The sequence below is a fragment of the Haloferax marinum genome (assembly GCF_009674625.1).
In the GTDB taxonomy this organism is placed as follows: domain Archaea; phylum Halobacteriota; class Halobacteria; order Halobacteriales; family Haloferacaceae; genus Haloferax; species Haloferax marinum.
On sequence record NZ_WKJQ01000001.1, the window covers coordinates 1,609,386 to 1,630,472 of the forward strand.

Genomic DNA, 21,087 nt, shown 5'->3' on the forward strand with positions numbered 1-21,087 from the left:
TGGTTACAGTGACACGTCCGTCTCGATATCTTCTGTGGCCTCACGGAGGCCGTCGTTTCGGGCGTCTTCGGCCATCCGCTGAGAGAGGTCGTCGTCGGTGAGGAGTTCCGCGAAGTCGTCGCGGAAGCGGTAGTTCACCCGCGACGACCGGATGTCAGCCTCGGCGACGGGGCGGAACTGTGCGACGATTTCGAGGGGTTCGTCGAGTCTCTCGGCGATGGCGTCGTCGTCCGCGCCTTCGACGAGAAGTTTGTCGAGGCGGTCCATATCGAACGGTGCCTCGCGGTCGGCGTCGCGGACGAGATGGAGGTCGAGTCGAGCGGTTCGGACCGTCTCGGGAGGGACGTCGAGTTCGAGGGCGAGTTCCTCGTCGCTCTCGCCGTCGAAGTAACCGACGACGAGATTCACGAGGTCGTCGTCGGCGCAGTCGGTCTCGAACTCGTAGCGGTCTCGCATCGTCGTCACGAGGTCCAACACGCGAGCGCGAACTTCCTCGGGGTCGTCGACGTCGGCGAGCGACCCGCGCGACTCGGTTTGCCGTTCGGTCACGGTCTCCGACCCAGTCGTCTCGATGAAGATATCGCGGAGTTCGGCGGTCTTCTCGTCCATACCGGAAGTGGCACTGCCAGCGTCTTTAATGATGCTGAGGCGAACCTGCGCGACTCGTAAACCGATATCTTCAATGAGGTTTACGAGACAGCGACGTGCATGGCAACGGAACACGAGTCGGTCGAACTCGTCGGCGACGAACTCGTCGGCAACGTGGCACGTGCGGCCCTCTTTGCGGCGCTCATGGGTGCCAGCGCGTACGTCTCGTTCCCCAACCCACTCTCACCGATTCCGGTGACGGTCCAGGTGCTCGTCGTCTTCCTCGCAGGCATCTTCCTCGGCCCCATCTGGGGCGGCGCGTCGATGCTCCTCTACCTCGTCGCTGGCGCAGTCGGCGCGCCCGTCTTCGCCGGCGGGTCCGCCGGGTTCGGAGCGCTCGTCGGCCCGACTGCAGGCTATCTCTGGTCGTACCCCATCGCCGCCGCAGTCGTCGGTACAGTCGTCCACGGCGGCCTGGAACTCGGTGACTACCGCGTCGGCACCGTCCGTCTCGTCGGCGCGATGGTCGTCGGCACCGCCGTCATCTACGCCCTCGGTGTAGTTGGCTTCGCGTACGTCCAGAACGTCGGCCTCGTCGCCGCCTTCTGGACCGCCGCCGCAGCGTTCATCCCCGCGGAGGCGTTCAAGATTGCCGCCGCCGTCGGAATCGTCCGTTCGGACGCCATCGCGGCCGAGTAAGCGAGACGCTCCCAACCCATGATTCAGGTCGACGAACTCGTCCACCGATACGGAGACACCGTCGCAGTCGATGGCGTCGACCTCACCATCGACGACGGCGAGTGTGTCGTCATCGCGGGTGCGAACGGGTCCGGCAAGACGACGCTCGTCCGCCACTTCGACGGCCTCCTCGAACCCGACGACGGGTCGGTGTCGGTCGACGGAATCGACGTGAGTGAGAACCTCGTCGCCGCACGAACCGCCGTGGCGATGGTGTTCCAACACCCGGAAGACCAACTCGTCGCGGCCACTGTCGGTGCAGACGTGGCGTTCGGCCCGGAGAACCTCGGCCTCTCGCACGAGGAGATAGACACTCGCGTCCGCGAGTCGCTCGCCGCCGTCGACCTCGATGGCCGCGAAGACGACCGCGTCGATTCGCTCTCCGGTGGCGAAGTCGAACGCCTCGCCATCGCGGGCGCACTGGCGATGCACCCAGCCCACCTCGTCTTGGACGAACCCTTCACCGGCCTCGACGAACCGTCTCGACAGTCGGTCCTCGCTCGACTGCGCGACCTCCGCGCGTCGGGGACGAGTCTCGTCGTCGTCACCCACGACCTCCGGGACGTGGCGGAACTCGCAGACCGAGTGGTCGTCCTCTCGGAGGGGCAAATCGCCCTCGACGACACCCCCGAATCGGCCGCAGACCGTCTCTCAGACCTCGGCATCCGACCGCCTCCATCGTGTTGACCTACGAACCCGGCGACTCGTTCGCCCACCGACTCGACCCGCGGGCGAAACTCGCCGTCCAGATTGGATTCGCGACCGCAGGCCTCGCACACACGACCCCACTCGGACTGACGCTCCTCGGCGTCGTCGCGGCGGTCAGTCTGCGCGTTTCGGAGACATCGCTGCTGTCGTCGCTCTACTCGCTTCGATTTGCGGTGCCGTTTCTCGTCCTCGCGCCCGTCGTGGAAGCAGTCAGCCTCGGTGCGCCGTGGGTCGACCCCACGGCCGCCGTCGACCCGGCCCTCGCGAGCATTCGCATCCTGCTCGTCTTCCTCGTCGCCGCCGCGTACGTCAGAACCACGCCCGTGCGCGACTCACGGGCGGCGATTCAGCGACTCGTCCCCGGACGTCTCGGCGTCGCCCTCGGGATGGGCGTCGCGCTCGTCTTCCGGTTCCTTCCACTGCTTCGACGTGACCTCCTTCGCGTCAGGGAAGCACAGGCCGCCCGTCTCGGCACCGAGCGACGACTCGACGAGCGCCTCGCACTCGTCGCGGCCGGCGGACTCCGTCGCGCGTTCGCGAGAGCAGATTCTCTCGCACTCGCTCTCCGTGCACGGTGTTTCGCGTGGAACCCGACACTTCCCGACCTCCAGTTCTCCCGGCGTGACGTGCCTGTACTCGTCGTCGCCTGTGTGCTGGTCGTCAGTGTCGCCGTGTGAGAACCAGACGGCAGTCCGTCGACGGCGACCAACTCGACGTCATACGGATGTGACGTGACGAATCGAGAATGTGAAAACTAGACGACAGTGGTAAGATTTAACACCTGGTTCTCCGGTGATTGATTATGGTATTTGCGGCGCAGGCGGAGGTCACTCGGGAGACCTTCTGGACTATTAGCCCGGTGGGTGAGGCCCTCTTTTACGGCCTCGCCGCTATCGCGTCCCTCGTCTTTCTGTACGGGGTGTACGACCGCTTCGTGCGCTATGCACACGGCGGAGCCGACCCGTTCGACCGACTATCCGACCTCCCGAACCGGATAGTTCGCGCGACGAAGGTCGTCTTCACCAACGAGAACCAGTTCAAGCGCGACCGGTACGCCGGCGTGATGCACGGACTCATCATGTGGGGCTTCCTGACGCTCCTCATCGGGACGACCATCCTCGCCATCGACATGGACATCTGGACGAAACTCCTCTCGCAGGAGTCGTTCTTCGTCGGCGACTTCTACCTCTCGTACTCCTTCGTGATGGACTTCATGGGCCTCGCGTTCGTCGTCGGCGTCGGCATGGCGCTGTGGCGACGCTACGGCGTCCGTCACCCACGTCTGTGGGGCAAACACACTGGCTTCGAAGACGCCGCGTTCGTCTGGACGCTCTTCTTACTCGGCGTCGGTGGCTACGTCCTCGAAGGCGTCCGCATCGTCGGCACCGAGTTCCCCCCGTTCGAGACGGTAAGCTTCGTCGGCTACTTCGTGGCCGTCGTCTTCGACACCGCCGGAATGGGACAGGGCCTCGCCGAGACGCTCTACTGGTTCGGTTGGTGGTCCCACGCCCTCCTCGCGCTGGCGTTCGTCGCCGCCGTTCCGTACGCCAAACCGCTCCACATGCTCACCTCGTTCGCCAACATCGTCACCGCCGACGAGAAGGCCGGCAAGCGCCTCCCGAAGGTGCCCGCCGACGCGTCTCCCGACGAGATTGGCTACGTCTCCGAAGACGACTTCTCGTGGAAGGCGATGCTCGACTTCGACGCCTGTACGAAGTGTGGCCGCTGTTCCGACGCCTGTCCGGCGAAGGCATCCGGTCGCAACCTCGACCCGCGTGACGTCATCTTAGACCTGAAGACCTACCGCGATTCGATTGCCGACGGCGGCGAGTCTATCGACATCGTCGCCGACGGCGGCACCTCGGTCATCGCCAGCGAGTCGATGGAGTCGTGTATGGCCTGTATGGCCTGCATGGACGCCTGCCCGGTCGAAATCGAGCACCTGACGCACTTCACCCACATGAACCGCCGCCTCACCGAGACGGGCCAGCAGCAAGAACCCGTCCAGGAGGCCATGATGAACATCTTCTCGAACGGGAACGCCTTCGGCGACCCACAGCGCAAGCGACCCGACTGGACCGACGACCTCGACTTCGAGGTGCCGGACGCCCGCGACGAGTCCGTCGAGTATCTCTGGTACGTCGGCGACTACCCATCCTACGACGAGCGCAACCGCGCCGTCGCTCGTGCGATGGCCCGCATCTTCGAGGAAGCGGGCGTCTCCTACGGCATCCTCTACGAAGACGAACAGCACGACGGCAACGACGTGCGCCGCGTCGGCGAAGAGGGCCTCTTCGAGATGCTCGTCGAGGACAACGTGGCCGCGATGGCCGACTGCGACTTCGAGAAAATCGTCTGTACGGACCCCCACTCGTACAACACGTTCAAAAACGAGTATCCGGAGATGGACGACTCGTTCGACTACCCCGTCTTCCACTACACGCAACTCGTGGAGGAACTCGTCGACGGCGGCCGACTCGGACTCTCGGGGACTGAACTCTCCGCACAGACGGTCACCTACCACGACCCGTGCCATCTCGGCCGGTACAACGGTGAGTACGAAGCACCCCGCGAAGTCATCCGCGCAACTGGCGTCTCGCTAGCCGAAATGCCACGCAACCGCGACGAGTCCTTCTGTTGCGGTGGCGGCGGCGGTGGTCTCTGGTTAGACCAAGAAGAAGAGTCGAAGCCATCCGAAGAACGCCTGCGTGAGGCGCTCGAAGACACCACCGGCGGAGTCGAACGGTTCGTCGTCGCCTGTCCGATGTGTGCGACGATGTACGAAGACGGCCGCAAGACCGGCGACTACGAAGACGACATCGACGTCGTCGATATCTCGGAACTCATCGTCGAAGCGCTCGACGAGAAGGCGGGCGCAGTTGGGTCGGAGACGACGCCTGCGTCGGCCGACTGAACAGTCTTCGTTTTTCCGTTCGAACTCTCAATCTCCCGCAGCGGTCGCTCTCGGCAGTGCGGCGTGAGTCGTCGGCAGGGAAAAATACAGTTCAGGGCGGGACAGGGTCGAGTCGTCACCGAACCCGTCCAGCGGAGTGTTATTCGCGCTCGTACTCTTTCTTGAAGCCACGGAACTCGGTTCGGTGGGCTTCCTCGTCGGCGAGGAGCGTCACGGCGAGGTCCTCGGTGACGGGGTCGTTCGCTTCTTCGGCGGCGTCGATGAGCGCGCGATAGGTCTCGATTGCGCCCTCTTCGGCCGCGAGGACACCGTTGATGACCGACAGCACGTCCGTGCTATCTTCGGGTGGTTGCAGGTCGTGCTGGCGCGCTTCGAACGTCGCAGAGCCTGGTGGTTTCTCGTCGAGTTGCTTCAGTCGGTCACCGAGTTGTTGTGCGTGGGTGAGTTCCTCCTGGATGTCCGCTTTGAGCGACTCCTTTATCTCCTCGGCCCGGACGCCGTCGAGGACGATGGAGTTAGTCATGTAGTTCATTACCGTCTCGATTTCGTCCTGATAGGCGCGCTTCAACAGCGCGGTTACGTCCTCAGACATAGCGGCCCAATATTGACGCTCGGACAACAAATAGCTGTTCGCCGGCGGGAGTTCGTCCGGTAACACGAGACAGACCCCCAGCCAGCCCCACCGAACTGCAGTTCAGTCGTCGAATTCGACGAGTTCGACGACGTATCCGTCGGGGTCTTTGACGAACGCGGCGGTGGCGCTCGCCTCCTCGATGTACTGCGGCGGTTTCACCACGTCGGGGTGTTCGGCTTCGAGGAGTTCCTCGAAGACGCGGTCGACGTCGCTGACTTCGATAGCGACGTGGTCGATTCCCGACGGGTCGACCCGGTCGGCCGAGGTGGGGTCGTACTTCAGTTGCAGTTCCATGTCGGTGTCGTCGCTGCCGATGTAGACGTTCCGAACCCCACCGAGTTCGAACTCGTTGGTCTTCTCGAGGCCGAGTTCGGCGTAGAAGTCGAGTGTCGAGTCGAGGTCCGAGACGACGAGTGCGGTGTGGATGAGACCCATACTCGTCGCACGCGGCCGGGAGGGATAAAATCGGACCTCCGTGCCAGAATCGGTGCTACCGACGCAGGCCTGACGGGAAGCGTGAAAAGCGACTCAGGCCTGTCGGGAGGCGTCGACGTCGATGGCGTCGACCGGGCAGATATCCACACAGAGCATACAGTCGATACACTGGTCTTCGTTCGTCGGTTCGACCTTCACCTCACTTTCGGGGTGGCCGGGTGTATCGACCCACGTGAACACGTCGACGGGGCAGTTTTCGAGACACGCGCCGTCGGCGAGACAGATGTCGTAATCGACGGCGACGTGCGTGCCGTGGATACCGAGTTTCTTCGGCGGGTCGACGGGGCCCCAGACGGCGACGCCGTCACCAAACGCAGTTTGGTTTGCCGACGAACGAAGTTCGTCCAGCTTTTCTTCGCCTACCTTCTCGCGGTTCGTATCGAAGTTCGGGTCGATAGCCATTTGCAGTGGTCTTCGCCGGGTGTCGTACTAAAACGTCCGCATCGGAGGTGGGAAAGTCGCGGACGGAAACGGGTTCGACGAGAGTGTCTCGGTGAGTGAGTGAGTGAGTGCACGCTGGACAGGAAGCCTTCGTCTCAGACGTGTAGCAAACCGGAAAATCGAACTGACGACGGCCGCTCTCTACACTCGTGCGGCCTCGATGTGGTCGAGGACGTGCGAGATGTGGTGTTGGTCTCGGGTCGGCGCGATACCTCGATACGCACGGAGAGAGTCTACGAGATAGTCGAGTTCAGCGCTGTCGAAGTCTTCGTCAGCCGCTTCGACCCGCGCGAGCAGGTCGGGGGCCGGGGTTGGGTCGTCGTCTGCGTCGACTGCCCGCTCGATGGCTTCGAGTAAGGCAGCGTGGACGACCCACGATTCTTCCCGTGAGAGGTCGAGCGCCGCTGGCCGGTCCTGTGCCGATGTCGTCATTGTCTGTCTCTACCCTACTCTACGGCCGTGGAACTATAAATGTATGCGTACTGTTGTCACGGGCCACGCACGACTCCAAAAGCAGTGAGGTCGCTCGGTCTCGGGCGTTACTCGAACGCTTCGATTCCCGTCAGGTCGGCCCCCAAGACGAGCGTGTGGATGTCGTCGGTCCCCTCGTAGGTGTAGACAGTCTCGATGTTCTCCATGTGGCGCATCGGCGAGTAGTCGGTGGTGATACCGTTCCCACCGAGCACTTCGCGGGCGGTTCGCGTCACGTCGCGGGCGACGCGAACGTTGTGGCGCTTGGCCATCGAGACGTGCTGGTGGCGCAAGTCACCGCGTTCTTTGAGTTCCGCGAGGCGGTGGGCTTGCAGTTGCGCGTTCGTTATCTGGGTCGCCATCTCTGCGAACTTGCCCTGTTGGAGTTGGAACCGTGCGATTGGTCCGCCGAACTGCTCGCGGTCTTTGGCGTACTGGAGTGCGTCCTCGAACGCGTCGCGTGCCGCGCCGACGACACCCCACGAGATACCGAATCGGGCCTGTGTGAGACACGACAGCGGCCCTTTCATTCCCGTGACACCGGGAAGTACGTCGTCCTCGGGGACCCACACGTCGTCGAGGGCGATTTCGCCCGTCACCGACGCCCGCATCGAGAGTTTGTCCTCGATTTTGTTCGTCGTCACACCGTCGCGGTCCGTCTCGACGAGGAATCCCCGAACTGGCGACCCCTCAGCAGACCGATTGCGCGCCCAGACGACGGCCACGTCCGCGATGGGAGAGTTCGTAATCCACGTCTTCGACCCGTTGAGCACGTAGCCATCGGCGTCCTTCTCCGCGTACGTCTCCATCCCGGCAGGATTCGACCCGTGTTGTGGTTCGGTCAGTCCGAAACACCCGACTGCCTCACCGCTTCCGAGCGCCGGAAGCCAACGCTCTTTCTGCTCGTCTGAGCCGTAGGCGTGAATCGGGTAGATGACGAGCGACCCCTGTACACTCGCCATCGACCGAAGTCCAGAGTCACCTGCTTCGAGTTCCTGCATCAACAGGCCGTAGGCACGCTCACCGAGTCCGGGGAGGCCGTACCCGTCGAGATTGGGTGCGTAGAAGCCGAGTTCGCCCATCTCGGAGATGAGTTCCGTCGGGAACGTCCCCTGCTCGAAATGGTCGCCGATGTCGGGCTTGACCTTCTCTTCGACGAACCGCCGGGCCTCGTCGCGAACGAGTTTCTCTTCGCCGGTCAGGTCCGCCTCCAGTCCTAGATAATCGAGCATGATAGTTCGTCGGTCTGGCGCGGTGAAAAACGATTCGCCAGCACTGGAAAACGGCCAAGAACGCTATCATCGCGCCGACGAACGACGGAGTCCCTCGATGGGCGAGACGCCGACAGACCCGTGGTGAGGCGGCGTTACGCCGCTCGTTCGACCGACTGCACGTGGGCGCGATTCACGTAGGCGACGAAGTTGTCGAACAGGCGTTTGGCTTCGCAGGCGGCGTCGTAGTTTTCGGGAGTGATGCCGTCGAGGACGTGCTGAATCTGCTCGTCGGGGAGGAACTCTTTCGAGCGCGCGATGGCTTCGGCCGTCGTCGTGTCGTACTCGGGGTGGAACTGAACGCCGAAGGCGTGAGTGCGACGGAACGCGTGGACGCCGTACTCGTTCTCTGCGAGGAGTTCCGCACCCGGTGGGAGGTCGGACACGACGTCGCCGTGAGACGTGAACACCGTGAACGTCCCGCCGACGCCAGCGAGCAAGTCGTCGGTGTCGTCGTCGGTGGTCCGCTGGATTTCGCTGTAGCCCAACTCGAAGTCGCCCATGTCTTCGACGGTACCGCCGAGCGCCTCGGCGACCACCTGATGGCCGAAACAGACGCCGAGCAGCGGAATCTCTCGCTCGTCGGCCTCGGCGACGTACGAGACGAGGCTCTGTATCCACTCGTCGTCCCAGTAGACGGACGACGACGACCCCGTGACGACGATACCGTCGTAGTCGAAGTGGTCGGGCAGGGCTCCTTCGGTCACGTCGAACTCGACGAGGTCGGCGTCCAGTTCGCGTCTGAAGTTACGGCGCGTGTTCTCGTCACCGTGTGAGGCGTCCAAAAAGGCGAGTCGCGGTCGGCTCATTGGAGTGAGACAGTAGGTACAACAGGAAAGAAGTTGCGCCCGAGACGGCATCTGCCGCGGTTCGTGACAGGGGAGGAATGCCGCGGTTCGTGACAGGGGAGGAATGCCGCGGTTCGTGACAGGGGAGAAGACCCACCGAGATGTGCCAGAGACGAGGCGAGACGGGGACGGTCAGTCGTCGTCTGACTCCAACAACTCGACGAGCGCGTCGTTGACGAGACGCGACCGTTCGACGGTGACGAGATGTCGTGCGCCGGCGAACGACTCGAACCGCCCTCGCGGGAGGTCGTCGGCGAGTGCGCGACCGGCCTCCACCGGCCAGATCGGGTCGTCGTCACCGTGGACGACGAGCGTCGGCACCGTCACCTCGTAGAGCGGGCCAGCGTCGTAGTCCTCGATAGCGGCGATTTGTGCCGCCCAGGCGTCGGGTGTGGCGTCTTCCATCCCTCGCCACTCGACGATTTGCTCGACGACGTCCGGTTGTTCCGTGCGGAACTCCGCCGAGAGTGCCGGCGTGAGCGACTCGCGGAGTTCGTCGGGGTTCGTCGGCGCGCCGTACAGCGGGTCAGGGTCGATAGCCGCACCCGACGCCGCAGTGCCGACGAGCGCGAGACTCCGAACGCGCGACGTCGTCCGGGCGGCCTCCAACCCGACCATCCCACCGAGCCCCAGGCCGACGACGTGTGCTTTTCGCACGCCTGCGTCCGAGAGGATGGCCTCCAAATCGGCGACGAGCGTCTCGACCGAGTACGGGCCGGGCGGTGCGTCGGAGCGTCCAGTTCCGCGGAGGTCGGTGACGAGCGTTTCGAACGGCCCCGTGACTGCGGCGTACTGCCATCCCCACTGCCACCCGCCGTATCCCGCGTCACCGACGAAGACCACCGTCTCGCCGTCGCCGTCAGTCTCGTAGTAGAGTTCGACACCGTCTCTCGTCACCGTGGACATAGTCGCAGGTCGGCAGGCGACGAACTTAGGCGTGGCCGTCTGGCCGGGCGAACCGGTATCGGCGACCGCTCATCTGGTGAGGACGTCCCACTCGTCACCCTGACGCCGCGCGATCGCGTCGAACACCGACGAGAGCGTGTGTACTGTCTTGTCGTCTTGCGTCAGTGGGTCGAGAAAGAACACCCCGTAGCCGTCTACGTTGGCGACCCGTGTCGTCAACGTGTGGACGAACTTGAAGATCGGCCGTAATCCGGCGTACTGGAACAAGATAGTTAGTGAGTCGAAGACGACGATCGGTGTCGTCGGTTCGTCGTGCGGTTCGCCTTCGCTCTCCCACCGTGAGAGGTGCTTCGTCGCCTTCATCCCGAGTCCGGTCAAGTCAGCGGGCGACGTGACCTGGTCGACTTCGTCGGCACTCACCGCGTCGGAGTCGCGCGTTTCGGTCGTGATGACGGCGAGTTCGGCCGGTCGGACGCCGAGGCGGTTCTCCCAGTAGACGCGGTCACCGGTGCTTCGAGGTGTGAAATCGACCGCGAGGAGTCGTGGGTTCTGGACGCCCGAGAGACCGAACGGAGGTGAGTCGATATCACTGCAGAGAACCAGAACCGACCGGGCCGGCTCGTTTTCGGTCGCCATCACCTCCGAGTTCATACCTCTACGTTCGGTCGGTTTGACGCTTAGTTGTACGCATTGGTGTGATTCCGTGCTAAATCGCCTCGAAAATGCGTTTATCACCGTTTTAGTCGTCTTCGGACGAGTTCGTCACTCGGTCGAAGTTGTCTGTAAAAATCAGCTGTGAGAACTAGACTGTGCGGTGAGTCAGGCGTTCAGGACGTTCTCGAGAACGTCGGACGCCTCGTCGAGGACGTCGTCGAGGACGTCGACGTTCGGACCGCCGCCCTGTGCGAAGTCGGCCGGGCCGCCGCCACCGCCGCCAACCTTCTGGGCGAGTTGACCGACGACCTGTCCGGCGTTGATACCGACGCCGTCCGGGACGCCGACGACGAACTGAGCACTGCCACCGGCGGCAGAGCCGAGGACGGCGACCTTGCCTTCTTCGACGAGGGCGTTGGCCGTCGCGCGGAGTTCGTCCGCGTCACCGTCGAGTCGCTGGATGACGGCAGGTGTGCCGTCGATGTCGATTTCGTCGGCACCCGCGGCGGCACGCACCTCTGCGAGTTCCGTCTTGAGGCGGTCGATGGTCTTGCCTCGTTCTTTCCACTCGGTGAAGAAGCGCTCGGCCGTCTCGGGCACGTCTTCGGGGTTCACGTCGAGGACGTCGCCGGCCTCGTAGAGCGCGTCTTCGGTGCGCTGGGTCGCTTCGATGGCCGCGTCGCCAGCGGCGAACACGACGCGTTCGACGCCGTCTTGGACGGGTTCGGTGTTCAGCACCTTGATAGCGCCAATGTCGCCAGTCCGCTTGACGTGCGTCCCACCACAGGCCTGCACGTCGCTGCCGACGTGGATGAGTCGAATCTTCTCACCCGGCGGGATGCCGCCCTGGTAGAGGTCGAAGCCGTACTTGCTCTCGGCGTCGTTCCGGTCGGGCCACTCCTGTTTGACCGGGATGTTTCGCATCACGATTTCGTTGGCGACGCGCTCGATTTGCTTGACCTCCTCGCGGGTGATGCGCTCGTAGTGCGACACGTCGAGGCGCGAGCGGTCGACGCCTTTCGAGGCACCGGCCTGCCGGATGTGGTCACCGAGGACCGTCCGGATGGCGTGCCCGATGACGTGTGTCGCCGTGTGGTGTCGCATGAGGCGGCGACGGCGCTCGACGTCGAGTTGACCGCGGACGAACTCGCCCTTGCCGGGGTCGTCGTCGGTGCGGTGGAGCACGACGTCGCCTTCCATCTGGACGTCGGACACTTCGACCGTCGCGTCGTCCGTCGAGAGCGTCCCGTGGTCGGCGGGTTGGCCACCGCCTTCGGGGTAGAACATCGTCTGGTCTAAGACCACGTCGTAGCCCTCCTCGCGTTCGAATACGTCGAGGACGACGGCTTCGAACTCCGTGCGCTCTTGGTCGTCGTAGTAGAGTTTGTCCGTCGCGGGGAGGTCACCGAGGCGGTCGTCCTGTTCGGCAGTGACCGTCTCGGCGTCGACCTGTTCGTGTCGGTCCGCGACGAGCGAGTAGAAGTCGTCGGGGATGTCGACCGTCGCGCCGCGTTCCTCGGCAATCTCCTGTACCATGTCGGGTTGGATGCCGTGGGAGTCGTACAGTTCGATGAGTTCGTCTACCGGGATGGGGTCGCCTCTCTCGGCGTAGTCGTCGGCGAGTTGCTGGACCCGGCGAGAGCCACGTTCGAGCGTCTTGCGGTACTTGCGCTCTTCGCTGCGGACGATGTCGCGGATGGTGTCGCGGTTCTGGTAGTCCAGTCGCTCGGCCTGCATGTCCACGAGTTCGTCGAGCGGCGCGTCCACGCCGAGATTGTCGACGAGGCGCTTGGTGCGGCGAAGCACCATGCGGGCGAGATAGCCCGTCCCGACGTTCGAGGGGACGATACCGTCACCGAACATGTACGCGAGCGTGCGACAGTGGTCGGCGATGGCGTAGATGTCCTCGAGCGGTCGAAGCAGGGCAGTGAGTTCGTCTTTGTCGACGTCGAGTTCGCCGGCGACGTCGGCGCGGGCGGTCGCGAGGTCGTCGATTTCGTCGATGTCGAGGTGGCCCGAGAGCATCGCCGCGCGGTGGATGAGTGCTTCTTCCTCGTCGGAGTGCTCGATACCAGCGTTCTCCTTGAGGAAGTCTATCATATCGGGGTAGACGGCCTCGTACACCGTCGGCGTCCCCTGCGAGACCCACGTCCATCGTTCGAGGCCGTAGCCCGTGTCCACGATGTACGTGTCCATCGGCGAGTAGTTGTTGCCGTCTTTGAGGTGGTACTCGCCGTCGGGGTCCTGCTTCATCGACATGAAGACGAGGGTGGCGAGTTCGGCACCACGGTAGAGCACCTCGAACGCGGGTCCGGCGTTGCCGCCACCGACCCACGGGTCTTCGATGTAGGTGATTTCGGAGATGTCGGCACCGAGCGATTCGAAGAACTCGTCGCAGAGACGGACGGTGTCGTCCTTCCAGTAGACTTCGCCCGAGTAGGCGTACTCGTCGCCAACTTCTTCGCGCGCGTTGAACGCGTGGTGGGCCATCATCTCGAACGCCATCGTGTGGCGGCCGGTCTTCCCGACGTTGTCGATGTCCTGCATGCGGATACAGGGCTGAGAGATGGTCAGTGGGTTCGCCGGTGGCGGCGTCTCACCGGACGTGACGAGCGGTTGGAAGTCGTAGATAGACGCCTGCGTCAAGAGAACGTCGTCACGCCAGCGGTTCGCGGCGACCGGATACGGGTCGATGCGCTCGTGGCCCTGTTCTTCGAAGAACGAGAGGAACTTCTCTCGCATCTCTTCGAGAGTGTACTCCTCGTCGAATCCAGGGTTGTCGATGAACGTGTAGTCGTCCGCAGGGGGTTCGCCACACGTCTCTCGGTCGGGGTCTCGTGTCCAGAAGTGCACGCCCGTTACGGGACACTGCTTCCGGTAGAAGCCCTCCTCCTCGAAATATTCGAGGCGGTACTCCTCTTCGAGTTCACTCATTGCCAAAGTCTGGTCTACCGTCGGGTAAAACAGTTCCGGGAGATAGCCGCAGACGCCCGATTCTGGGCAATACCACCGACGCCGGCCGTGTCGTTCATTTCCGTGCGTGCCGAGAGAGTAGTATGGAACTCGCGTCTGTCCGTCGCCGACCTGCCGTCGAACTTCTCGCATGGGTCGTTCTCGCCCAACTCGCCGGGGCCGTCGGGAGTGTGTTCACCGTCACCGCCCTCGACTCGTGGTACGCGACACTCGTCCGACCGTGGTTCGCACCCCCGAACTGGGTGTTCGGACCGGTCTGGATTACACTCTTTACGCTGATGGGCGTCGCTGCCTTCCTCGTCTCACGGAGTGGCCACCCCCGCAGTCGCCGTGCACTCGCCGTCTTCGGTGGCCACCTCGTCGTCAACGTCGCGTGGTCGTTCGCGTTCTTCGGCCTCCAGTCGCCGTCTGCAGGACTCGTCGTCATCGTCGTCCTCCTCGCGGCAATCCTCGCGACGATGCGCGAGTTCGCCATCGTCGACCGACGCGCCGCCGCACTCCTCGTCCCGTATCTCCTGTGGGTGTCGTTCGCGACGGTGCTCAACTACGGGTTCTGGAGTCTCAACTGACCGGCAGCGAAACCACGACCACGTCGCTCTCGTGAGTGGCCGATTACGGCGCACACGAACAGAGACGAACGACCATCGAACACGGACGGCCACGGTGCAGGTGGCTGGATTTTTCAGACCCTTGTCAGTCGAGAACATGCCGCAACGGTTATATTTCCCGTATCCGTCGGGAGCGATAGAAACTCGTGTACGCGGCGGACCATACCGTTGTTGTCGATGCGGACTTCGACTGCGACATCGACCTCGGACCAGAGGTTGCAATCGTATCGAGGAGCGACGGTTCGGTATCGAGGCCCCACGCTTGTGCCGTCGTCACCAACTCGAACAGCGCAGTTTCGGACCACGCACCGACGATTCTGTACACCGACGAAGCCCCGGAAGACGTCGCTTCTCCGGAGCGGTTCGACGCCTACGTCGAGCGTGGTGACAGCGACGCCCTAGAGACACAGATTCGATGGATTCTCTCCCGCCGTTCCGACGATAGTGACGGCGCTGGCACAGAGCGTGAGCGACTCAAGCGACTCTACGAAGGGACGACGACGCTCATCACCGCAGCGACGGTCGACGAACTGTACGACCGCGCCATCGGACTGGCAGAACACATCCTCGAGTTCGACAACACCTCGTTCGTCGTCCACGAAGACGACGGGTTCTACGTCCGTGCGAACAACGAGGACCTGACCGGGTTCGGGCCGATTCCAACCGACAGGGGCATTCTCGGTCAGACGTACCACTCACAGGAGTCGTACCTCGTCGACGACGTCCTGAACCACCCGGACGCGGCACCGGACGACCCAGCCTACCGGTCTGCGGTGAGCGTCCCGATGGGCGAGACGGGCGTCTTTCAGGCCATCTCGAACGAGAAAGACGCGTACGACGAGACGGACCTCCGACTGGCCGAACTCCTCGTTTCGTACGTTTCGGGGACGCGAGCACGTATCGAATCCGAAGCGGCGATGCGGCACAGTCGGGAGCAAATCGAGCGACTTCACCGGGGGGCGACCGAGTTGGCCGCGACGACGAGCCTCACCGAACTGTTCGAGCGAACCGTCGAGATTACCGACGATATCCTCGATTTCAATCTGAGTTACATCGGCGTCGTCGAGCACAGCTCGACGGGCAGTCAGGACTCACAGAGTTCTGCGAACTCTGACGATGTCGTCGTCGAAAGTGGTGAAATCGTCCCGACGGCTATCTCTTCTGACGCTCCCGAAGACGGTGCAGAACGCGTCTCCATGGAAGACGGCGGCATCGCCGCGAAAACCTACCGGACGGGCGAGACGCACCTCGTCTCGGATATCGCCAGCGACGCGGATGCCAAACCGGTCAAGCGGACGTATCGCTCCGGGTTGAGCGTCCCAATCGACGACATCGCCGTCTTTCAGGCGGCGTCGTACGTCCCGAACGCGTTCGACGAGAACGACGCCGAGTTGACCGAACTGCTCATGGCGCACGTCGCCGTCACCGCCGAGCGAATTCAGGCCGAGACGAACCTCCGAGACGAGCGTGACCGGTCGAGCGCCCTCTTCGAACACGTCTCCGACGCAGCAGTCGCCTACGACGTCGAAGACGGCGTCGTCACCGTCACCGACGTGAACCAGGCGTTCGAGGAGACGTTCGGCTACGATGCCGCAGACGTCGTCGGAACCGACCTCCTCGGCCGGGTGGGTCCCCCCGAAAGTGACGACAGCGACGCGGACGACGCGGACGACGACGCCCCCGAACTGCTCGTCGCGGCGGGCGAGAGTTACCGCGGTGAGGTCCGCCGTCGAACCGTCGACGAGGTTCGAGAGTTCATCTTGAACGTCGTCCCACTCTCGCCGGGCGAAGAACGCGGGTCCGGATACGCCATCTACACGGACATCACCCAACGCAAGGCGCGCGAAGAGGAGTTAGAACGCCAGAACGAGCGTCTCGAAGAGTTCGCAAACATCGTGAGCCACGACCTGCGAAATCCGCTCGGCGTCGCCCGTGGCAACCTCCAACTCGCCCGTGAGGTCGGTGGTGAAGAGCGCTTCGACACGGTCGAGAACGCACTCGACCAGATGGAGTCGCTCATCGACGACCTGCTCTCGCTCGCCCGACGCGGACAACTCGTCGACGAGACGGCGCCCGTAGACCTCGGACTGGTCGCCAAACAGGCGTGGATGAACACCGAGACGGTCGACGCGACGTTGAACACGCCGGAGAACGTCGTCCTCGACGCGGACGAAGACAGACTCGGCGAGTTGCTCGCGAACCTGTTCCGCAATTCTATCGAACACGGTGGCGAAAGCGCCCACATCACTGTCGGCGGTATCGACGGCGGGTTCTACGTCGAAGACGACGGCCCCGGCATCGAACCGGAGCGCCGCGACGCAGTGTTCGACCCCGGTGAGACGACTGGTGACGACGGCATCGGCTACGGACTCGCAATCGTGGAGTCTATCGCCGACGCACACGGGTGGTCGGTCCTGGTGACGTCGGGGTCGGCCGGCGGGGCGCGGTTCGAGTTCCGGGGCTGACGGCGTCGGGAAGTGAAAAGAGCAGTCGAGTTAGTTCTGCGAGAGTGCGAGCGACGCGAGGAGCGCTTCGAGTTGGACCTGTTCGTTCGCTCCTTCGGAGATACGGTAGTCGGCCTCACCGATGCGCTCCATCAGGCGGACGGCCGTGCGCTCGTCCAAGTCGAAGTCCCAGACCGAGCGGTGGAGTTGGTCGATGATGTCGCCGCCGGCCATCCCGGTATCGACGATGAGCGTCTCTAACTTCTTGCGAGCGGTCGTGAACTCGCCGTCGATGGCCGCTCGAACCATCTCCTCGATATCCTCGGGGCGGGCAGTCGAGGTAATCATGTACACTGCCTCTTCGTCGACGACTTCGCCCGTCGTCGCGGCGGCCTGCAGAGAGTTGATGGCGCGGCGCATGTCGCCACCTGCGGCGTAGACGAGTGCGTCGAGGCCGTCTTCGGTGAGTTCGATACCCTCTGCGTCGGCGATGTCTCGCGTCTGGTCGGCGATTGCGGCGTCACCGAGCGGCGAGAAACGGAAGACTGCACAGCGAGACTGAATCGGGTCGATAATCTTCGAGGAGTAGTTACACGAGAGGATAAAGCGCGTGTTGTCCGAGAACTGCTCCATGGTTCGGCGGAGGGCCGACTGCGCGTCGTTGGTCAGCGAGTCAGCCTCGTCTAAGAAGATGATACGGTAGTCGTGGCCGCCGAACGACGACCGCGCGAAGTTCTTGATTCGGTCTCGAACCACGTCGATACCGCGTTGGTCCGACGCGTTGAGTTCGAGGAAGTTCCCGCGCCAGTCGTCGCCGTAGATGGCACGTGCGATGGCCGTCGCGGAGGTGGTCTTCCCGACGCCCGCCGGTCCAGCGAACAACAGGTGCGGCAGGTCGTCGCGCTCGATGTAACTCCGCAGTCGCTCGACGATTTCTTCCTGCCCGTAGACGTCGTCGAGGGTCTGCGGTCGGTACTTCTCGATCCAGATTTCGCGACCCGTCGGGGTGTCGCCCGACTCCGCGGCCTCGCTCATATCCATGTCACAGATGGCCGCGCACATAAAGCGTCCGAGACGGGAGCGTCGAAGCGTCCGAGACGGCCGAAGCCGACGGACTGAAATCCACCGCCACCCACGCCCGAACATGGACGTAACCGTCGAAGTCGTCGGCGAGGAGACCCACGAGGTCACCGTCGGAGACGATGGCACCTACGCGGACCTCGTGAAGGCAGTCGACCTCAGTCCGCACGAAGTCTCCGTCCTCGTCGATGGCACCCCCGTCCCCGAAGACCAACCGGTCGAGGTAGACCGGGTGAAGGTGCTCCGTCTCATCAAGGGCGGCCGAAGCTGACGGCCTGATGTCGAGAGACGGGTGCGTGCCGTCTTTCGGTGTTGGGTGACGAAGTCGCACTGCCGGGGGACGGTTATACCCGACGTTCCCGACTTCCAGAACGTGCCTGCCACAGCTCACTCCCTCGACTTCGAACTGCCCAACGTCGCCGCCGGCCCCGAGACGGTCTCACCGGCGTCCCTCGACGCCGACTTCTTGCTACTGTTGCTCCAGCGCGACTACTACTGTAAGGTCTGTCGCCGACAGGTACAGTCGGTGAAACGCCGCTACGACGAGTTCGAAGCACGAGACACGACGGTCGTCTCTGTCCTTCCCGACCCGCCGGAACGCGCCCAAAAGTGGCAACAGAGCTACGACCTTCCGTTTCCGCTCCTCGCCGACCCCGGTGCCGAAGTTGGCGACGAGTTCGACCAACCGACGCGCTTCGGTGCCCTCGGTAAACTCCACGACATGGTCGGTCGGATGCCCGAAGCAGTCCTGGTCGACCTCCGAGACGACGACCCAGACGTGGTCTACACCCACCGCGGGTCGAGTCCAGGAGACCGCCCCGAACTCGACGACCTGCTGAAGCGCATCGACAAACTCGCCGCCTGAGCAGGCGATTCGCGTCCTCACGACGACTCACCGAGCGCCAGCGGACAGCTATCACTCCTTCTGACAACCATCACTCCTTCTGACAACCACCGCTCCGCTGGACGACCACCGCTCCGCTGGACGACCACCGCTCCGCTGGACGACCACCGCTCCGCTGGACGACCACCGCTCCGCCGGACCTTTCTCCTCTCGCCACCGACCGCCGACGATGAGTGACGTCGCCGTCCGCAACGGAGGCCCAGACGAGTTAGTCGCAGTCATGCGCGTCCTCGACGCTGGACTCCTCGAGATGGCGGCCAGCGAGGTCCGAGACCGACTCGAAACGGGCGACTGTCTCGTCGCCGACGCGTCCGGTCGAGTGGTCGGCGTCCTCGTCCTCGACGGCGACTACGTCGAAGCAGTGGCCGTCTCACAGAGTCGGCGGGGTCGCGGCATCGGAACCACCCTCGTCGAGACGGCACTCGACCGGCAGGGACGCCTCGTCGCCGAGTTCGACGCCGGTGTCCGCCCGTTCTACGAATCACTCGGGTTCGCTATCGAACCCGCCGACGATGGACGGCCCGACGGTCGACTCCGTGGTATCCTCGACCGGAGCCATGATCCAAGTTAACAACCGACATCCGTATATCGTCCGAGCGGGTATGATAAGAGGGCCGAAGCCATGGCAAACCGAGAACGAAGTGAGCGAATACTCACGGATTGGAATCGCGTGTTCGACGCGCTCGCGGACCCGTCACGCCGCTACGTCCTCGAATATCTTCACGACAGAAGCGACCCGGTGCCGGTGTGGGACCTGGCTATCGCACTCGCAGTTCGGACGACCGACCGAGCGCCGAACCAGATTGATATCCAGGTGGTCGAACAAGCAGAGGCCGGAATCGTCCACGTCCACATTCCGAAACTCGAAGCGGCCAACCTCGTCGAGTCGAACGGCGGGGAACTCTCACTGACCGACCACGCACAGACGCTGCCACTGTTTACACCTGCGTATCGCGGAATCGTCCCGCCTGCGGCGAGTGAAGAGTTCGACGACTGGGAGCCTTAGACGAGGGGTTCGACGAGTTCGCGTCCCGCCTCGAGGAGTGCAGAGACCGCGTCTTCGCTCCCTGCTTCGGCGTAGACACGCATCTTCGGTTCCGTCCCCGACGGACGGACGAGAAGCCACGACCCGTCGTCCAAGAGTAGTTTGAACCCGTCGAGCGTGACGACTTTGGCGATGTCACGGCCGGCGACCGTCTCCGGCAGTTCGTCGTCGAGTTCGTCGATGACGCGCGCTTTTTCCGCGTCCGGGCAGTCGATGCTTATCTTGTCGGCGACGATTTCGCCGTACTCGTCTTCGATACGGTCGAGGCGAGAGTCGAAGTCTTCCTCTGCGGCGGCGGCCGCCGCGAGCAGACCCATCAGCACGCCGTCTTTCTCGCGGACGTGGCCGCGGATGGAGAATCCACCAGACTCCTCGCCACCCATGAGCGCTTCGTGTTCGCGCATCGCGTCTGCGACCCACTTGAACCCGACCGCCGTCTCGTAGACTTCCTCACCGTGTGCCTCGGCGATTCGGTCGATGAGGAACGTCGTCGAGACGGTTCGGATGGCCGGCCCGGAGTCCGATTCGAGCAGGTAGTCGTAGACGGCGGCGAAAAAGAGGTTCTCGTCGAGGACGCCTCGCTCGGGCGTGGCGATTGCGAGTCGGTCGGCGTCGCCGTCGTTCGCGACACCGAGGTCGGCACCGATATCGATGAGTGCCTCGGCGAGTTCTTCGAGGTTCTCGGGAGAGGGTTCCGGTGGGTTGCCGCCGAAGTCGGGGTCGCGGTTACAGCGGAGTCGGACGACGTCCGCGCCGGCGGACTCTAAGAGGGCGTCGGTGACGCCGCGTCCACTCCCGTGCATCGCGTCGTACGCGACTGTCAGGCCCGAGAGGTCGCCACCGACGAGTTCGAGGGCGTGGTCTGCGTGGGGCGAGACGACGTCGACGCGTTCGACAGTCCCGTGTTCGGACTCCGGGAGGAGGTCGGGTTCGGCGAGGTACGTGGCGACGGCGTCGGTCACTTCCGGGAGTGCAGGCGCACCGTCGGAGGGGATGAACTTCACGCCGTTATACTCCGGCGGATTGTGCGACGCAGTGACCATGAGCGCACCCGAGAGGCCGCGGTCCGCGATAGCGTATGCGACGAGTGGCGTCGGGCAGTCACGTTCCGGCAGGAGGACGTCGAATCCGTTGCCCGCAACGACTTCCGCGAGCGACTCGGCGAATCCGGGCGACGTTTCGCGGGCGTCGTAGCCGACGAAGACGGGGTCGGTGTAGCCCTCTTCGCGGAGATAGTCGGCGACTGCCTGTCCGACGATTCGAACACGCTCGTCGGTGAACGTGTCCAGGGTGGCGCGCCACCCGTCGGTCCCAAAGGAGATTTCGTCCATACGCGCACGTCGGCACGATGCGCCAAAAAACTAC

At 63.7% G+C, this 21,087-nt stretch carries 22 protein-coding genes; 10 read left to right on the forward strand and 12 right to left on the reverse strand.

Annotated features, from left to right (window positions below; all coding sequences use genetic code 11):
- Positions 1–3: 3 nt before the first annotated feature.
- On the reverse strand, positions 4–609 hold the full coding sequence (locus GJR99_RS08245) for a conditioned medium-induced protein 4 (protein ID WP_151111064.1): 606 nt from the start codon (positions 607–609) through the stop codon (positions 4–6).
- 99 nt (positions 610–708) lie between these two features.
- On the opposite strand from GJR99_RS08245, the gene GJR99_RS08250 reads away from it, so the two are divergent.
- The 4 genes from GJR99_RS08250 (at position 709) to GJR99_RS08265 (ending at position 4,948) form a co-directional block, all read left to right on the forward strand.
- Entirely contained in the window at positions 709–1,287 is a 579-nt protein-coding gene (locus GJR99_RS08250) for a biotin transporter BioY (protein WP_151111066.1), read from the forward strand.
- A gap of 18 nt (positions 1,288–1,305) precedes the next feature.
- The gene (locus GJR99_RS08255) at positions 1,306–2,013 is read left to right on the forward strand and encodes an energy-coupling factor ABC transporter ATP-binding protein (RefSeq protein WP_151111068.1); all 708 of its coding nucleotides are present in this window, start codon (positions 1,306–1,308) and stop codon (positions 2,011–2,013) included.
- Positions 2,007–2,711, forward strand: a complete 705-nt coding sequence (locus GJR99_RS08260) for an energy-coupling factor transporter transmembrane component T family protein (protein WP_151111070.1) — start codon at positions 2,007–2,009, stop codon at positions 2,709–2,711. The genes GJR99_RS08255 and GJR99_RS08260 overlap by 7 nt, the downstream gene beginning before the upstream one ends.
- 125 nt (positions 2,712–2,836) lie before the next feature.
- Positions 2,837–4,948: a (Fe-S)-binding protein gene (locus GJR99_RS08265; RefSeq protein WP_151111072.1), complete on the forward strand. Its 2,112-nt coding sequence runs from the start codon at positions 2,837–2,839 to the stop codon at positions 4,946–4,948.
- A 139-nt stretch (positions 4,949–5,087) separates the two neighbouring features.
- Here GJR99_RS08265 and GJR99_RS08270 read toward each other — a convergent pair whose 3' ends face one another.
- From GJR99_RS08270 to alaS, 9 genes are all read right to left on the reverse strand, one after another.
- The gene (locus tag GJR99_RS08270; RefSeq protein WP_151111074.1) at positions 5,088–5,540 is read right to left on the reverse strand and encodes a ferritin-like domain-containing protein; all 453 of its coding nucleotides are present in this window, start codon (positions 5,538–5,540) and stop codon (positions 5,088–5,090) included.
- A gap of 102 nt (positions 5,541–5,642) precedes the next feature.
- Positions 5,643–6,017, reverse strand: coding sequence for a VOC family protein (locus GJR99_RS08275; RefSeq protein ID WP_151111076.1), 375 nt, complete (start codon positions 6,015–6,017; stop codon positions 5,643–5,645).
- A gap of 93 nt (positions 6,018–6,110) precedes the next feature.
- Positions 6,111–6,479, reverse strand: coding sequence for a 4Fe-4S dicluster domain-containing protein (locus GJR99_RS08280; protein WP_151111078.1), 369 nt, complete (start codon positions 6,477–6,479; stop codon positions 6,111–6,113).
- Between the two features lie 180 nt (positions 6,480–6,659).
- Complete coding sequence (locus tag GJR99_RS08285; protein ID WP_151111080.1) at positions 6,660–6,950, reverse strand: DUF7853 family protein; 291 nt, start codon at positions 6,948–6,950, stop codon at positions 6,660–6,662.
- Positions 6,951–7,057: 107 nt separating this feature from the next.
- Complete coding sequence (locus GJR99_RS08290; protein ID WP_151111082.1) at positions 7,058–8,221, reverse strand: acyl-CoA dehydrogenase family protein; 1,164 nt, start codon at positions 8,219–8,221, stop codon at positions 7,058–7,060.
- Between the two features lie 134 nt (positions 8,222–8,355).
- Positions 8,356–9,069 (reverse strand): type 1 glutamine amidotransferase, encoded by a 714-nt coding sequence (locus GJR99_RS08295; protein ID WP_151111084.1) that lies wholly within the window; start codon positions 9,067–9,069, stop codon positions 8,356–8,358.
- A gap of 171 nt (positions 9,070–9,240) precedes the next feature.
- Complete coding sequence (locus tag GJR99_RS08300) at positions 9,241–10,014, reverse strand: alpha/beta fold hydrolase (protein ID WP_151111086.1); 774 nt, start codon at positions 10,012–10,014, stop codon at positions 9,241–9,243.
- Positions 10,015–10,083: 69 nt separating this feature from the next.
- Complete coding sequence (locus tag GJR99_RS08305) at positions 10,084–10,665, reverse strand: DUF835 domain-containing protein (RefSeq protein ID WP_225317605.1); 582 nt, start codon at positions 10,663–10,665, stop codon at positions 10,084–10,086.
- A gap of 168 nt (positions 10,666–10,833) precedes the next feature.
- Positions 10,834–13,602 carry an alanine--tRNA ligase gene (gene alaS, locus GJR99_RS08310; RefSeq protein ID WP_151111088.1) on the reverse strand — a complete coding sequence of 923 codons (2,769 nt, stop codon included), beginning with the start codon at positions 13,600–13,602 and terminating at the stop codon, positions 10,834–10,836.
- 122 nt (positions 13,603–13,724) lie between these two features.
- Between alaS and GJR99_RS08315 the strand changes: the two genes are divergently transcribed.
- Both GJR99_RS08315 and GJR99_RS08320 read left to right on the forward strand, forming a co-directional pair.
- Positions 13,725–14,210 carry a TspO/MBR family protein gene (locus GJR99_RS08315; RefSeq protein ID WP_151111090.1) on the forward strand — a complete coding sequence of 162 codons (486 nt, stop codon included), beginning with the start codon at positions 13,725–13,727 and terminating at the stop codon, positions 14,208–14,210.
- Between the two features lie 185 nt (positions 14,211–14,395).
- Positions 14,396–16,714 carry a GAF domain-containing protein gene (locus GJR99_RS08320; RefSeq protein WP_151111092.1) on the forward strand — a complete coding sequence of 773 codons (2,319 nt, stop codon included), beginning with the start codon at positions 14,396–14,398 and terminating at the stop codon, positions 16,712–16,714.
- Positions 16,715–16,744: 30 nt separating this feature from the next.
- Here the strand turns inward: GJR99_RS08320 and GJR99_RS08325 are convergent, their stop codons facing one another.
- The gene (locus GJR99_RS08325; protein WP_191967092.1) at positions 16,745–17,728 is read right to left on the reverse strand and encodes a replication factor C small subunit; all 984 of its coding nucleotides are present in this window, start codon (positions 17,726–17,728) and stop codon (positions 16,745–16,747) included.
- Positions 17,729–17,837: 109 nt separating this feature from the next.
- Between GJR99_RS08325 and samp2 the strand changes: the two genes are divergently transcribed.
- From samp2 to GJR99_RS08345, 4 genes are all read left to right on the forward strand, one after another.
- Positions 17,838–18,044 carry a ubiquitin-like small modifier protein SAMP2 gene (gene samp2 / locus GJR99_RS08330; protein ID WP_151111094.1) on the forward strand — a complete coding sequence of 69 codons (207 nt, stop codon included), beginning with the start codon at positions 17,838–17,840 and terminating at the stop codon, positions 18,042–18,044.
- A 102-nt stretch (positions 18,045–18,146) separates the two neighbouring features.
- Entirely contained in the window at positions 18,147–18,638 is a 492-nt protein-coding gene (locus tag GJR99_RS08335) for a peroxiredoxin family protein (protein ID WP_151111096.1), read from the forward strand.
- A 208-nt stretch (positions 18,639–18,846) separates the two neighbouring features.
- Positions 18,847–19,248 carry a GNAT family N-acetyltransferase gene (locus tag GJR99_RS08340; RefSeq protein ID WP_151111098.1) on the forward strand — a complete coding sequence of 134 codons (402 nt, stop codon included), beginning with the start codon at positions 18,847–18,849 and terminating at the stop codon, positions 19,246–19,248.
- A 51-nt stretch (positions 19,249–19,299) separates the two neighbouring features.
- Positions 19,300–19,683 (forward strand): DUF7344 domain-containing protein, encoded by a 384-nt coding sequence (locus GJR99_RS08345; RefSeq protein ID WP_151111100.1) that lies wholly within the window; start codon positions 19,300–19,302, stop codon positions 19,681–19,683.
- Here GJR99_RS08345 and GJR99_RS08350 read toward each other — a convergent pair.
- The gene (locus GJR99_RS08350; RefSeq protein ID WP_151111102.1) at positions 19,680–21,053 is read right to left on the reverse strand and encodes a phosphoglucomutase/phosphomannomutase family protein; all 1,374 of its coding nucleotides are present in this window, start codon (positions 21,051–21,053) and stop codon (positions 19,680–19,682) included. The two genes, GJR99_RS08345 and GJR99_RS08350, sit on opposite strands and share 4 nt — an antisense overlap.
- Positions 21,054–21,087: the final 34 nt, after the last annotated feature.

Excerpts from the sequence above, each read along its gene's own strand:
- GJR99_RS08345 (WP_151111100.1), top strand. The coding sequence starts at position 19,300 with ATGGCAAACCGAGAACGAAGTGAGCGAATACTCACGGATTGGAATCGC.
- GJR99_RS08315 (WP_151111090.1), top strand. The coding sequence starts at position 13,725 with ATGGAACTCGCGTCTGTCCGTCGCCGACCTGCCGTCGAACTTCTCGCA.
- GJR99_RS08350 (WP_151111102.1), bottom strand. The coding sequence starts at position 21,053 with ATGGACGAAATCTCCTTTGGGACCGACGGGTGGCGCGCCACCCTGGAC.
- GJR99_RS08285 (WP_151111080.1), bottom strand. The coding sequence starts at position 6,950 with ATGACGACATCGGCACAGGACCGGCCAGCGGCGCTCGACCTCTCACGG.
- GJR99_RS08245 (WP_151111064.1), bottom strand. The coding sequence starts at position 609 with ATGGACGAGAAGACCGCCGAACTCCGCGATATCTTCATCGAGACGACT.
- GJR99_RS08300 (WP_151111086.1), bottom strand. The coding sequence starts at position 10,014 with ATGTCCACGGTGACGAGAGACGGTGTCGAACTCTACTACGAGACTGAC.
- GJR99_RS08270 (WP_151111074.1), bottom strand. The coding sequence starts at position 5,540 with ATGTCTGAGGACGTAACCGCGCTGTTGAAGCGCGCCTATCAGGACGAA.
- GJR99_RS08305 (WP_225317605.1), bottom strand. The coding sequence starts at position 10,665 with ATGAACTCGGAGGTGATGGCGACCGAAAACGAGCCGGCCCGGTCGGTT.
- alaS (WP_151111088.1), bottom strand. The coding sequence starts at position 13,602 with ATGAGTGAACTCGAAGAGGAGTACCGCCTCGAATATTTCGAGGAGGAG.
- GJR99_RS08280 (WP_151111078.1), bottom strand. The coding sequence starts at position 6,479 with ATGGCTATCGACCCGAACTTCGATACGAACCGCGAGAAGGTAGGCGAA.
- GJR99_RS08255 (WP_151111068.1), top strand. The coding sequence starts at position 1,306 with ATGATTCAGGTCGACGAACTCGTCCACCGATACGGAGACACCGTCGCA.
- GJR99_RS08265 (WP_151111072.1), top strand. The coding sequence starts at position 2,837 with ATGGTATTTGCGGCGCAGGCGGAGGTCACTCGGGAGACCTTCTGGACT.
- GJR99_RS08325 (WP_191967092.1), bottom strand. The coding sequence starts at position 17,728 with ATGAGCGAGGCCGCGGAGTCGGGCGACACCCCGACGGGTCGCGAAATC.
- GJR99_RS08340 (WP_151111098.1), top strand. The coding sequence starts at position 18,847 with ATGAGTGACGTCGCCGTCCGCAACGGAGGCCCAGACGAGTTAGTCGCA.
- GJR99_RS08275 (WP_151111076.1), bottom strand. The coding sequence starts at position 6,017 with ATGGGTCTCATCCACACCGCACTCGTCGTCTCGGACCTCGACTCGACA.
- GJR99_RS08250 (WP_151111066.1), top strand. The coding sequence starts at position 709 with ATGGCAACGGAACACGAGTCGGTCGAACTCGTCGGCGACGAACTCGTC.
- GJR99_RS08290 (WP_151111082.1), bottom strand. The coding sequence starts at position 8,221 with ATGCTCGATTATCTAGGACTGGAGGCGGACCTGACCGGCGAAGAGAAA.
- samp2 (WP_151111094.1), top strand. The coding sequence starts at position 17,838 with ATGGACGTAACCGTCGAAGTCGTCGGCGAGGAGACCCACGAGGTCACC.
- GJR99_RS08295 (WP_151111084.1), bottom strand. The coding sequence starts at position 9,069 with ATGAGCCGACCGCGACTCGCCTTTTTGGACGCCTCACACGGTGACGAG.